The 14465-nt window shown below is 32.6% G+C and carries 11 protein-coding genes; 9 read left to right on the forward strand and 2 right to left on the reverse strand.

Annotation, left to right across the window (positions count from 1 at the left end):
• Window positions 1-61: 61 nt before the first annotated feature.
• A complete protein-coding gene (locus tag RHP49_13205; protein WNH11853.1) occupies window positions 62-757 on the reverse strand; it encodes a LytTR family DNA-binding domain-containing protein in 696 nt (231 codons plus the stop codon).
• Window positions 758-957: 200 nt separating this feature from the next.
• Between RHP49_13205 and rpsF the strand changes: the two genes are divergently transcribed.
• The 9 genes from rpsF to RHP49_13250 all read left to right on the forward strand — a co-directional run bounded on the left by rpsF (window position 958) and on the right by RHP49_13250 (window position 12881).
• Complete coding sequence (rpsF, locus tag RHP49_13210; GenBank protein WNH11854.1) at window positions 958-1296, forward strand: 30S ribosomal protein S6; 339 nt, start codon at window positions 958-960, stop codon at window positions 1294-1296.
• Window positions 1296-1595, forward strand: coding sequence for a 30S ribosomal protein S18 (gene rpsR, locus RHP49_13215; protein WNH14424.1), 300 nt, complete (start codon window positions 1296-1298; stop codon window positions 1593-1595). Before rpsF ends, rpsR begins: the two co-directional genes overlap by 1 nt.
• 13 nt (window positions 1596-1608) lie before the next feature.
• Window positions 1609-2055, forward strand: a complete 447-nt coding sequence (rplI, locus tag RHP49_13220) for a 50S ribosomal protein L9 (GenBank protein WNH11855.1) — start codon at window positions 1609-1611, stop codon at window positions 2053-2055.
• 99 nt (window positions 2056-2154) lie between these two features.
• Entirely contained in the window at window positions 2155-2622 is a 468-nt protein-coding gene (locus tag RHP49_13225) for a DUF6495 family protein (GenBank protein WNH11856.1), read from the forward strand.
• Window positions 2623-2769: 147 nt separating this feature from the next.
• Window positions 2770-4140, forward strand: coding sequence for a histidine--tRNA ligase (gene hisS, locus RHP49_13230; GenBank protein WNH11857.1), 1371 nt, complete (start codon window positions 2770-2772; stop codon window positions 4138-4140).
• Between the two features lie 694 nt (window positions 4141-4834).
• Complete coding sequence (locus RHP49_13235; GenBank protein WNH11858.1) at window positions 4835-7654, forward strand: insulinase family protein; 2820 nt, start codon at window positions 4835-4837, stop codon at window positions 7652-7654.
• Between the two features lie 21 nt (window positions 7655-7675).
• A complete protein-coding gene (locus RHP49_13240) occupies window positions 7676-8122 on the forward strand; it encodes a protein-disulfide reductase DsbD family protein (GenBank protein ID WNH11859.1) in 447 nt (148 codons plus the stop codon).
• 15 nt (window positions 8123-8137) lie between these two features.
• The gene (locus RHP49_13245) at window positions 8138-10096 is read left to right on the forward strand and encodes a cytochrome c biogenesis protein CcdA (GenBank protein WNH11860.1); all 1959 of its coding nucleotides are present in this window, start codon (window positions 8138-8140) and stop codon (window positions 10094-10096) included.
• Window positions 10097-10328: 232 nt separating this feature from the next.
• Window positions 10329-12881 (forward strand): M1 family aminopeptidase, encoded by a 2553-nt coding sequence (locus tag RHP49_13250; GenBank protein WNH11861.1) that lies wholly within the window; start codon window positions 10329-10331, stop codon window positions 12879-12881.
• A gap of 256 nt (window positions 12882-13137) precedes the next feature.
• On the opposite strand, the gene RHP49_13255 is transcribed toward RHP49_13250, so the two are convergent.
• Window positions 13138-14457: a DUF6055 domain-containing protein gene (locus tag RHP49_13255; protein ID WNH11862.1), complete on the reverse strand. Its 1320-nt coding sequence runs from the start codon at window positions 14455-14457 to the stop codon at window positions 13138-13140.
• Window positions 14458-14465 lie beyond the last annotated feature (8 nt).

A 14465-nucleotide genomic window follows, 5' to 3' on the forward strand; every position in this document is an offset into this window, starting at 1 on the left:
ATAGAAATTTATTAAATTCTGTAATTGAACTAGTCCCGATGAAGATCGGGATTTTTATTCTTTAAATATTATTTAATGCGTCAACTAGTTGGGTTTTCTTGTTCCTGCTTAAAGGAATTTCGTAAGTACCAACTTCAACATTTTTACTGTTAAATCTATCAATTTTATCAAGGTTTACAATATAAGATTTGTGGATTCTTAAAAACTTACCTTCAGGTAATTCGGCTTCAAAAGATTTCATCGTAGATAATACTACTAAACTATTTTCTTCTGTTACTAATTTTACATAATCACCAAGGGCTTCAATCCACTTAATATCTTTAATGTAAACTTTACGTTTTTTAAGATTACTTTTCACAAAAATATGTTCACCTTCTTCTTCGTTAAAGTCTAAAGTCAACTTGTGTTGTTCTAAAGCTTTATCAACAGAAGTATTAAAACGTTCTCTTGTAATGGGTTTGTGTAAGTAATCGGTAGCATCGTAATTAAATGCTTTAAAAGCATATTCAGTTTTACCGGTTACAAAAATAATTTGAGGTTTGTTGTTTAATACGTCCAAAAGTTCAAATCCATTTAACACTGGCATTTCAATGTCTAGAAAGATTAAGTCAACTTGATGCGTATTTAAACCATTCTTTGTTTCTAGAGCACTACTGTACTCTGCTATTAAGTTGAGAGAGGGGTGATTCTCTACAAGCTTAACAATAGACAGACGTTGTATTGCTGAATCGTCTACTACTACACAGTTTAAAGTCATAACATTTTGTATTATTTAGGTTAAGATATCGACAATAGTACAAAAAATTCGGCTAAAAACCAAAAAACATCGTTTAAATGCATGAATTAACAAAATTTTAACATTTGTTTTCCTCCACAAATATACTCTAAATTATTGTTGTTTTATATGAAGTAATTAACTATTTTTGCACCCAATTTTTAACAATAAACACGATTTTTATGAATCATTATGAAACTGTTTTCATCTTAAATCCCGTTTTATCTGAAGATCAGATAAAGGAAACAGTAAAGAAATACGAAGATTTTCTTGTTTCTAACGGCGCTAAGATGGTATCAAAAGAAGATTGGGGACTAAAAAAATTAGCTTACCCAATTCAAAACAAAAAAAGTGGTTTTTACCATTTATTTGAGTACACTGTACCTGGAGATGTAATTAATCAATTAGAAGTAGAGTTTAAGCGTGATGAGCGTTTTATGCGTTATTTAACTGTATCGTTAGATAAGCATGCTGTTTCTTGGGCAGAGAGAAGAAGAGTTAAACTTAAACAAAAAGCTTAATTATGTCATCAATAGAACAACAATCTAAAGGAAAAAAAGACGGAGAAATTAGATATTTAACTCCGCTTAACATCGATACAAATAAGACAAAGAAATATTGTATGTTTCAAAAGTCTGGAATCAAATATGTTGATTATAAAGATCCAGATTTTTTAATGCGCTTTATAAACGAGCAAGGTAAAATTTTACCAAGACGTTTAACAGGTACATCATTAAAGTATCAAAGAAAAGTTGCTGTAGCTGTAAAAAGAGCACGTCACTTAGCTTTAATGCCTTATGTAGCAGATTTATTAAAATAAAATACCGATAACAATGGAACTTATATTAAAACAAGACGTTGAAAATTTAGGATTTAAAGACGATGTTGTAACAGTTAAGAACGGTTATGGTAGAAACTTTTTAATTCCTCAAGGACAAGCGATATTAGCAACAGTATCTGCAAAGAAAGTATTAGCAGAAAACTTAAAGCAAAGAGCTTTTAAAGAAAAGAAAATAGTTGATGATGCTAACAAAATTGCTGATGCTTTAAAAGCATTAGAAGTTAAAATAGCTGCTAAAGTAGGTACAGGAGACAAATTATTTGGTTCTGTAAACAACATAGATGTTGCTGCTGCTTTAGAAAAAGAAGGTCAAACTATTGATAAAAAATTCATCACAGTTACAACTGTAAAACGATTAGGTAAATATACTGCCGTAGTACGTTTACACAGAGCAGTATCTGTAGATTTAGAATTTGAGGTTGTTGCACAAGCAAACTAATATCAAATATTTTAGTACAAAAGCCTCAACTTAGTTGAGGCTTTTTTTTATTAAATTTATATGATTTCTGTTTTCACGGAAATAAAAATTAAATTTTCAATGAAGTATAGTAGACTTACAAAAGAACAATTTGAAGAATTACATCAAGAATTTATAAACTTTTTAGCCACACAATCTATTACGGCAGATGAGTGGGCAAATTTAAAAGTAAATAAACCTGAAATGGCTGAAATGGAACTCGATGTTTTTAGCGATTTAATATGGGAAGGTGCTTTAAATAAAGCAGAGTATCTAGAGCATTTTGCACCAAAGCATATGTATTTATTTCGTTTAGGTGAAGAAAAAATGAATGCCATTGTAGTAAACGTAAAAAACGACGTAGATATCACCACGCAAGAAGGATATACTTGGTTACGTGAAAATTTAATGGACGATAGTGTAGAATTTTTACAAGCTGATAAAGATTATAGCGACGATAAAAACTTGGATAAGTTTAAGATGATTGAACAAGGTGCTGTGATAACTAAAGGCGAATTGTTTACCTATTTTAATAAGCTAATCAATTAAATTTTGTCATTCCTGCGAATGCAGGAATCTATTTCAATTAAAAACTATTATTTTTGTTTCCCTCAGCATACTAGAACAAAAGTTGGTATGATGAGGTTACAATTGATAATAACTCATTAAAAAGATACCCGTTTTCACGGGCATATTATGGCTCAAAAACCAAGCATTCCTAAAGGAACCAGAGATTTTAACCCAGAACAAGTAGCAAAACGCAATTATATATTTAATACCGTTCGTGGTGCTTTTGAAACGTTTGGATTTCAACCTATTGAAACACCAAGTTTTGAAAATTCGGATACCTTAATGGGGAAATATGGTGAGGAAGGAGACCGTTTGATTTTTAAGATTTTGAATTCCGGGGATTATTTGTCCAAAGCAAATGAAGAAGCATATAAAGAAAAAGACTCTACTAAGCTAACTTCAACCATATCTGAAAAAGCCCTACGCTACGATTTAACCGTGCCATTTGCTCGTTATGTAGTACAACACCAAAACGAGATAGAGTTTCCTTTTAAACGTTATCAAATACAACCTGTTTGGCGTGCTGATAGACCTCAGAAAGGTCGTTTTAGAGAGTTCTTTCAATGTGATGCCGATGTAGTTGGAAGTCAGTCGTTATGGCAAGAGGTGGAGTTTATACAGTTATATGATACCGTGTTTTCTGCATTAAAACTAGAAGGTGTTACTATTAAAATTAATAATAGAAAAATACTGTCTGGAATTGCAGAAGTTATTGGAGCTTCAGATAAATTAATCGATTTTACAGTAGCATTAGATAAGTTAGATAAAATAGGCGAGGAGAAGGTGAAAGAAGAAATGCTAAGTAAAGGTATTTCGGAAGATGGAATTTCAAAATTACAACCTTTGTTTACGTTGTCAGGTTCTTTTGAATCTCAAATTGAATCTTTAAAATCGATATTATCTGCTTCTGAAGAAGGACAAAAGGGGATTGAGGAATTGGCTTTTATAAATAGGGCTATTTCTGAATTAGGATTATCAACAGCAACATTACAATTAGACGTGACCTTAGCACGTGGTTTAAACTACTATACAGGCGCTATTTTTGAGGTTTCTGCACCAAAGGAAGTCAATATGGGGTCTATTGGTGGCGGTGGTAGATACGACGATTTAACTGGCATTTTTGGAATGAAAGATGTTAGTGGTGTTGGTATTAGTTTTGGTTTAGATCGTATTTATTTAGTGCTTGAAGAATTAGGATTATTTCCTGAAACGGTTGCAAAAAATATCGAGGTATTATTCATTAATTTTGGTGATAAAGAAGCGTTGTTTAGTTTAAAAGCGATTAAGCAGTTAAGAAAACAAGGTATTAATGCCGAATTATATCCTGATGCTGCCAAAATGAAAAAACAAATGAATCATGCTAATAAGCGCGCGATTCCGTTTGTAGTTTTGGTTGGCGATCAAGAAATAGAATCGAATACTTATACGTTAAAAAATATGATTTCAGGGGAGCAACTTAAATTGTCTTTAGACGCTTTGATATCTCATATTAAATAAAAAAGTCCCGAACATTAATTTAGGACTTAAAGTAACATTAAGTATAAAGCAGATTTTGGATTTCGACTAAATCAAACTTTATTTTATTAATATTTTTTTAGTAAATACCCCTTTTAAGGGGTTTACTTTTATAATATATGTTCTAGAGTTTATGTTGTTTTTGTCGTTACAAGTTGTGTTTCAACATTTACTAAGTTTTAAAATTAAAAAAAACGACTTATTAGGTCAGTTGTTTTGAACTAAAGTTTTTCCGAAATTGTTTTACTTACTTTCCTATTTAACTTTTTTGTTAAATAAAATTGACATGAATTAAGGTTTTTTTCTACATTTTAAGATATTAAGAATGCCCCCAAATTTTTTTTAATAATGCTAATACTTTGGATATTATATTCTTGCAAGAAACTAAATGAAAATATTCGATTCCTTTAGATCACATATTTGATTTATAAAAACATTCATTTTTTAGCAAGTTGTCACTTTATTACGTCTAATTAATAATATCGATTGAATTTTAATTTAGTAACATGTATTTTAATGATTTAATTTGTTTCAATTTTTTTGAATTAGTTACTCAAATTTTGAATAAAAAAAGAGGGCTGGTATTAAAGCAGTCCTTTTTTCTTAAAACTATGTCAAATAAATTTCTATCAAATGCTATTAACTTATTTTTACAACATTGAATAATTTAAATCACATGAAACACATTTTTATTATAGTATTTTCTTTTTTTATTGCAATCTCTATAAAAGGGCAAGCACAAGCACAAGAACTTAATTTTAATGATCCTTTGCCTTTAGACGAGACTATTAAAAAAGGAGTTTTGTTAAATGGTATGACTTACTATATAAAAAGTACGGATGTAGTAAAGGATGCAGCGAGCTATTATATTATTCAAAATGTAGGTTCTATTTTAGAAAATGAAGATCAGCAGGGACTTGCTCACTTTTTAGAGCATATGGCGTTCAATGGTACAGAGCATTTTCCTGGAAAAGGTATTTTAAATACGCTTCAAAAGCATGGAGCTGTATTTGGAAAAGATATTAATGCATATACCTCGTTTGACGAGACTGTTTATAACCTAAGCGATATTCCAACTAAAGATGGCTTAATAGATACTTGTTTAACAGTTTTGCATGATTGGTCAAACTATTTATTGTTGACTGATGAAGAAATTGATGCCGAGCGTGGTGTAATTAAAGAAGAATGGCGTACTGGGCAAAGTGGGCAAAAACGTTTATATGTGAAATCGTTGCCTACAACATATAACCATTCAAAATATGCCGACAGAATGCCTATAGGATTGATGTCGGTTGTTGAAGGATTTGATTATAAATCTTTACGTGATTTTTATCAAGATTGGTACCGAACAGATTTACAAGCAATTGCGGTAATAGGGGATGTTGATGTGAATGAAATAGAACAAAAAATTATAGAAAAGTTCTCGAAAATACCTCCTATTGAGAATCCTAAAGAACGTATTATTATAGACATACCAGAGAATACTGAAATGGGTTTCAGTTTTGGTACCGATCCAGAACTTTCTTCAGCTTCTATAAGTTTTGGTATTCGTCATAAAAAATCTTTGGAAACCGAAACCGTTGCCGATTTAAAACGCGATTTATTACAATCTATGGCCGTTAGTATGTTGTCGTCAAGGGTTTCTGATATTGCCCAAAAACCTGAAGCCTCATTTTTAGCTGGCAGAATTGGTTATACTAGTTTATCAAGAACCACCAACTACTTTTATATGTCGGTTTATCCAAAACCTAATCAGCAAAAACAAGCATTTAAAGAAGTGCTAACTGAAGTACAAAGAGCAGTTAATTTTGGATTTATCCAATCAGAAATCGATAGAGCTATTGCTAACATAAGAACGTCTTACGAAAATCAAATTGCTAAAAAAGAAGACAAAAGCCACGAACAAATAGAGCGCGCAATTCAAAACAATTTCTTGTCAAACCGTACTATGGATGACATTGAAAAAAAGTATGAGATTTCAAAGAAAATTTTGGCAGGTATCACGCTTGAAGAATTACACAGTACTATCAAGAAACTATATGCAAAAAACAACAGGTTTTTAAATATAGCAGGTGTTGAAGGGCAAGATAATTTATCTGAAGATTTAGCGAGAGAAGTGATTCTATCCGTTGAAAATGATAGTTCTTTAAAGCCTTATAACGAAGCCTTAGACGGAAAAACTCTAGTATCTAGTTTAAATATAATTCGTGGTTCTATCAAAAAAACAAAAAATGATAAAGCAGTTGGCTCAACTACATTTATCCTAAGTAATGGTGTACAAGTGCATTACAAATTTGTGGATAAAGAAAAGAACAAAGTGAGTTTGAAGGCTATGAGTTACGGAGGTACGTCGCTTTTAGCTGATGAAGATTTACCTTCGGCTTCATTGGTTCGAAATTTGGTTCAGATGTCTGGTTTGGGTGATTTTACTGCAGCCGATTTAAAAAAGATGTTGGCAGGTAAAACAGCTGGAGTTAGAATAGGATTAAGTGAAATTAGCGAATCACTTTCAGGAGGTTCAAACACAAAAGATGTTGAAACCATGCTTCAAATGGTGCATGTATACTTTGCAAAGCCCCGTTTTGATACCGATGCCTTCAAAGTTCTGGAAAGTAATATAGATGGTTATTTAATTAGAAGAAGTAAGAATGTAAGTGAGCAAATGCGCGACAGTTTGATTGTGACAGTTTATGGAAAAAACAATCCGAAAGAGCGTATTTTTAATCAAGAATATGCCGATAATATCTCATTTGAAAAAATCAAGAAAATATATAAAGACCGTTTCGCTGATGTATCCGATTTTGAATTCTTCATTGTTGGCGATGTCAAAGAGGCGCAATTAAAACCACTTTTAGAGCAGTATATTGCAAGTATTCCAACAAAAAAGACAAGAAGAGAAAATTATAAGGATAATGGTGCCGAATGGGTGTCAAAACATATTGATAAAGATATTTTTTTAACATTGGAAGACCCTAAAGCCAACGTAAATATTATGTATAAAAAAGAGATGCCATTTTCAAGAAAAAACGTAATTTGTACCAATGTTTTAGGTGATATTTTACAATTACGCATTACCGAAACCATAAGGGAAGCTGAAGGAGGAGCATACAGTCCGCGTGCCAGTGCCAGTTTTGAAAGGCAACCAAAACCTCAGGCTATTGTATCGTTCAGTTTTGATTGTAACCCAGATATGGCCGATAAATTGGTAGGTATAGTAAACGGTGAATTGCAAAACATTGCGAATGGTACGATTAGTGATGAAGACTTAAGCAAAATAAGAACCAACTTTTTAAAAGAGTACGAACAAGCAAAAGACAAAAATAGTTTTGATATGCAATTATTGACTAAGTATTTTAGGTTCAAAGAAAATATAAACGACCCTAAACACTTTGAAAGTATAGTAAAAAGTATGTCAAAACAAGACATTCAAAATATCGCTAAACAAGTTTTAAATACTGGAAAATCATACGAAGTTGTGTTTAAGCCAAAACAATAATTTTAAAATTTTAAAAAAAGCATGAAAAAATTAATTTTATTAGTTGCTTTAACAATAGTTTTTATAGGTCAAGCTCAAGTATTAGAACCCGTAAAATGGAACGCTTCGGTTAATAAAATTTCTGATTCAGAATATGAGCTTGTTGCAACAGCCACCATTGATAAAGGTTGGCACTTATATTCTCAATCGGTTCCGAAAGATGGACCAATTTCAACAGGTTTTACATTTGTAGGAAACAAAAATTACCTTAAAAAGGGAAATACTTCGGAAGAGGTAGGATATATCATTGACGACCCTATTTTCGAAATGGAAATTAAATATTTCGAAAAAATGGCAGATTTTAAACAGCGTATAAAATTAAAAGGAAAGGTGCCATTTCAAGTCAAAGGTGCCGTTGAGTTTATGGTGTGCAATGATAGGAGGTGCTTATCACCAACCGAAGTAGAATTGATATTCAATGTAAAATAAATTTGAAGTTATAAAATGAAGAAGTTTCTTTTTGGATTAACGCTATTAATATTGTCTTTAACAACTCAGGCCCAAGTACTAGAACCTGTAAAATGGACTACCTCTGTTGAAAAACTGTCTGATTCAGAATATCAATTAATATCAAAGGCTACTATAGATTCTGGGTGGCATTTATATTCGCAAACCGTTCCAGAAGGCGGTCCAATTGCAACATCATTTATTTATGATGATAGTGAAGGCAATTTTACCATTGTTGGCAATACTAGTGAAGATGAAGGGCATATAGTACAGGATCCTGTGTTTGAAATGGAAATTAAATATTTTGATAAAACAGCAACTTTCAAACAAAAAATAGAGGTTAAAGACGGTTTGGAAACCGTGAAGGGATTTGTTGAATTCATGGTATGCGACGACTCCCGTTGCTTGCCACCTACCGAGGTGGATTTGGAATTTAATATCCTAAGTTCATCTACATCTAATGTAAAAGAACCAACAGGTATTTCAGAATTATCAAAAGGTTCTAAAACCCCCGAATCAAAAAGAGGGTTATGGTCTATTTTTATAATAGCGTTTTTATCGGGGTTCGCAGCTTTGTTAACACCATGTGTATTTCCAATGATACCAATGACGGTAAGTTTCTTTACCAAACAGAGTAAAACTAAGGCCGCTGGAATAAGAAATGCTGTTATTTATGGTATTTCCATTATGGTTATTTATGTTTTATTAGGTTCGCTGGTAAGTTTGATTTTTGGAGCGGATGCGCTTAATGCCTTATCTACCAATGTGTGGTTCAACATAATATTCTTCTTATTATTATTAATTTTTGCGGTATCGTTTTTAGGTGCTTTCGAAATTATGCTGCCTAATTCTTGGGCCAACAAAGTAGATCGTCAAGCTGATAGAGGTGGGTTAATTGGTATATTCTTTATGGCATTGGCATTGGCTATTGTGTCTTTTTCATGTACAGGCCCTATAGTAGGTACATTGCTTGTTGAGGCGGCTTCTGGCGGCAGTCAAGTAGGTCCAGTTATTGGTATGTTAGGGTTCTCATTAGCAATTGCCTTACCATTTACATTGTTTGCGGCCTTTCCGGGTTGGTTAAATTCATTACCCAAATCTGGGGGTTGGTTAAACACGGTAAAAGTTTTTTTAGGGTTTTTGGAGTTGGCTTTAGCGTTTAAATTTCTATCAAATGCAGACTTAGTGCTTCAGGCTCATTTTTTGGAAAGAGAAGTGTTCTTAGCGATTTGGATTGCCATTTTTGGAGTTTTGGCGTTTTATTTATTCGGTAAAATACAATTGCCACACGATTCTCCAGTTAGCCATATTTCGGTAGGAAGATTAAGTTTAGGTCTGCTTGTGTTATCTTTTACTATTTATATGATTCCAGGTCTTTGGGGAGCACCATTAAACTTAATTAGTGCGTTTCCGCCACCACAACATTATAGCGAGTCGCCATACGGAGTAGGGTACACCCAATTGGGTGCTGGTAATTCAGCGAGTCATACGGAAGTTCCAGAAGGTGCGCATTTAATGCCTCCGCATAACATTTTGGCTTTTAACGATTACGACAAAGGTTTGGCTTATGCTAAAAAAGTTGGAAAACCTGTAATGATTGATTTCACAGGGCATGCCTGCGTAAATTGTAGAAAAATGGAGCAGAAGGTTTGGGTAAAACCTCAGGTTTTGGATATCCTAAAAAATGATGTGGTATTGATATCATTATATGTTGATGATAAACGTAAATTGAAAGCAGAGGAGGTTGTCGATTCTGAATTAAAACCTGGTGAAAAGCTGAAATATATCGGTCAAAAATGGAGCGAATTACAAACCATTAAATATAAAACAAATTCACAACCATTTTATGTTTTGATGAGCCATGATAAACAAAATTTGATCGAACCCATAGCATATACGCCAGATGTTGACACGTATTACAACTGGCTCAAGGAAGGGATTTCAAATTTTAAGTAAGAGATCTATTTAATTATAATCATCTCTGCTATTGCAGAGAGCATTTTATTAAAGCATAAACAATGAGTGTAATTGGTAATTTTATAAAAAAGTCTAAATAAGAGTTGCTAAGAATAAATTTATTCATAAAAGCAATACGTCTATCGAATCAGAAACTACAAAAGGGTGGTTTTGATACAGATTTAAGAAGTTAACCTATAAACGGACAATCATTAAATACCATTGAATATCTATGAGAAACCTGTTTTTTATTCTTTTTATTGCGCTTTTTTCTTGTAAAAACACCCAAAAAAACGAATCATTGTTGGTTTCAGGCATTTCGGCAGACTTGGCGACTTATCGTAAAGATCAGGTTTCAGATATCGTTTACCACCTGTCATTCAATATACCTTCTGAGAAGGATAAACGCATTAGTTCTAAACTCGAATTAAGTCTCCAAATAAACGATTTGGAACAGCCTTTATATCTAGATTTTAATGAAGATAAATCCCTTATTAAACAAGTAACTGTTAATGGAGATTTTATTGAAATCAATCATCAAAAGGAACATCTAATTATTGCAGAAACATATTTGAAGAAGGGCAAAAATGTTGTTACAGTTGTTTTTGATGCCGGGGAAACATCATTAAACAGAAGCGACGATTATTTGTACACGCTATTGGTTCCCGATAGAGCCAGTACCTTGTTTCCTTGTTTTGATCAGCCCGATTTGAAGGCAAATTATATATTAGATATCACTGCGCCTAAAACCTGGCAAGTGTTATGTGGAGCGCCATTGGAATTAAAGGAAGACAATCATGATTATATCAGATATCTCTACAAGATGTCAGATAAAATGAGTACTTACCTGTTTTCATTTGTGGCGGGCGTGTTTAATAAAACGACACAGCGTCCTGAGGATATGGAAATGACACTGTTATTCAGAGAAAACGATTCTGTTAAGATAAATGCTAGTGTAGATGATATTTTTATGTTGCATCAACAATCACTCGATTTTCTGGAAGATTATACCCAGTATGATTTTCCATTTCAAAAGCTGGATTTCGTTGCTATTCCTGAATTTCAATATGGGGGTATGGAACATGTTGGCGCTGTTCAATATAGGGAATCGTCATTGTTTTTAGATGAAACAGCAACTCAAGAGCGATTATTGAACAGAGCACAATTAATTGCGCACGAAACGGCGCATATGTGGTTTGGAGATTTGGTGACCATGAAATGGTTTGATGATGTTTGGTTGAAAGAAGTATTTGCCAACTTTATGGCTGGTAAAATAGTAAATGGTTCTTTTCCTGAAATAGATCATAGATTACGTTTTATGCAGGAGCATTATCCGAGTGCTTATAGTGAAGATAGAACCCTTGGGGCTACACCTATTCGTCAGAAACTGGGTAATTTAAAAAATGCGGGCACCCTTTACGGTAATATTATTTACCATAAAGCACCAATTATGATGCGTCAGCTTGAAATTATTTTGGGAGAAGCACCTTTTAGAAGCGGAATGCGACAGTATGTAAAAAAATATGCGAATGGTAATGCCGATTGGAATGACCTAGTGACAATATTAGATAACGAAACCTCAATAGACCTAAAGCAATGGAGTGAAGTTTGGGTAAATCAATCTGGTCGTCCTATAATTTCAGATCAAATAGCTTATAAGGATGGGAAGATTTCAAATTTCGACATATATCAAAGTGCAGAGGATGGTAGCGACAATCTTTGGACGCAAACGTTTAGTCTTGGATTGGTTTACGACGATTCGATACATATAGCTTCTATAAACATTAAGGATAAAAAAACAACATTAAGTAGTGTGATTGGTATGTCTAAACCTCGATCAATTATTTACAATTATAAAGGACTCGGGTATGGCGTATTTCCAATGGATCTTTCAAATGCTAGTATTTTTGAAATAAAGGATGACGTAGCACGCAGTTATAGCTATATTAATTTATATGAAAGTATGCTCAATAACCATTTATCTGTTAATAGCGCTTTTAATGAGCTGTTAAAAGGTATTAATACTGAAAAGGACGAGCTTATTGTCGATTTGATTTCTAGTGAAATAAGAAGTGTATTTTTGAAATATTTTACCGAAGAACAACGTGAAAAGATGTTAGGAACATTGGAGAATATTCTAAAAGAACGATTAAGTAAGAATTTGCAACCAGGCATTAAAAAGACAATATTTAATTTATACAGAAGTATAGCTTTTACAATCGAAGGCAAGGATTTTTTATATGGGGTTTGGAATAAAACTAAAATGATAGAAGGTCTAAGGTTAAATGAAAATGATTATACCAATTTAGCGGTTACACTGGCCATTTATAATCATGAAAAAAGCGATGAAATTTTAAAAAAGGCATTAGACGATATTGTAAACTCAGATAGAAAGAAACGTTTCGAATTTATGCTTCCGTCATTGTCAAATAAAGAATCAGACAGGGATGCTTTTATGATATCATTATCCAAACCAGAAAATAGGGAAAAAGAATCATGGGTATTATCGGCATTAAGCAATATACATCATCCATTGCGACAACAGTCTGCAAAAAAGCATTTAAGACTTTGTTTGGATTTATTAGAAGAAATTCAGCTTACAGGTGATATCTTTTTTCCTAAATCATGGCTTAATGCCACAATTGGAAATTATTCATCGCATGAAGCGTATAAAGTGGTTCAGGATTTTTTAACTGATAATCCTAATTTTAATCCAGTTTTAAAAAACAAATTGTTACAATCTACAGACGGACTATACAGAGTTCGAGAATTAAGAAAGCCATAGGTGTTATTATTCTTATTTTAAGTGATAAAAAAATGATTCTAAATTATTGGACTAAGATAGTTGCTTGATGTCGATTTTTTTAGCTCAATACCATAACCATATGCACCATAGTTGATGTTCATTTTTGTACGAGTTGATTTGTGAGATGTCGTTATCAGTAATTGTATCTATTATTACATTATGGAGAAAGACAAAGAACGGTAAGCTAGTTTTGAGTCAAAAGATATAGATAAGTCAAAAGATATGGTTACTTTTTTTAATTATATAGAGTTGTTCCAAATATTTTTATTTTATATGGCCATTGAGCTTCAGGCTTATTTGATTTATTTTCACCCCGACTAACAGGTAAAGTCCAATGTTCAGTTGGAGCACCCATAACAACTAACCATAAATATGCTGTGTTTTTTGGAATCTTAAAAGTAGCTATCCCTTTTTCATCTTTGAACATATCTCCATAAATACGGCTACCATCTTTTAACGATGCAAGAAAACCATAGCGCCAACCAGACTTATCTGTTTTAATAACATTATATTCATTATCAGTAGCAAGTCCTTTAAATTTTAATTTAACTTTTGTTCCTGCTTTTGGAACGTTAAGTTTTATACCATTAAATCCGTAATTTTGTGGACAGTTCATAGAATCTATTTTATACCAACCATGTCCTATATCATTAAGTTTGCTGATGTGTTGATTAGCATATGATTTGGCTACATTTTCAATTCTTTTTAAATCCCATGTGATAAATTTTATTGAAGCATCAAACATTTCATTATTAAATTGTTCTTGTGTTAAGTTTTTGATGCGTTTATAAGTCATAACAACATCTTCACCTTTTTGGGTTGATCGACATAAGTTACCCCAAAACTCAATTCCATATTTATTGGACCAGTATTCAAGTACATAAGGGGAATGATACATGTTTGCAGGATGTAAAAAAGCATAATGTGTCCCTTTTAAAAAACCCTTTAAATGGTAGTTTTCAAAAGTCATCCATTGAGGATAAACTTGCCACAGCATATATTGTGCAGACATTTCCATAATGGGACCTTCAGGTCCTGTTTTACTATCAGCACGACTCATGTATTGAAAGGAGTGACCTATTTCGTGAGCCAATGCACCATAAGGCGGTTTGTTTATTCTTTTGGCAGGTGTCCATAAAACACCCACTTTTTCTTCTTCACCACCACCAAAAGCGGTGTTTTCATCACCTCCAAAAACGTATATGAGTAATTTATAGGTATCACTAATAGAATTTCCTTTTTGTACCAATTTTAAATCATTTACATAAAAATTGTAAAAGCGTTCACACTCAATAATAGCTTTTTTGGGATTGAAACGTTTGGTTGAATCTGAGTTAGTCATGGGATCATTACCATATTCTTTATGCCAGAACATAGCGATGTTGTCTGATTCTATCATACGGCTATAACTGTAATCACTTTGAGGGTTGTCATAATTGTTGTTTTCTGCGACATACCAAACTTTTGAAGGGATGTATAACGTCTTCTTTAAAATATTTTCTTGAGCATTAGTAACACTAAAAAGTGATAAAAATAGAAATGCAAAGCTTTTCATAAAGTGGC

It is taken from the genome of Flavobacteriaceae bacterium HL-DH10 (assembly GCA_031826515.1).
In the GTDB taxonomy this organism is placed as follows: Bacteria; Bacteroidota; Bacteroidia; order Flavobacteriales; family Flavobacteriaceae; genus Thalassobellus; species Thalassobellus suaedae.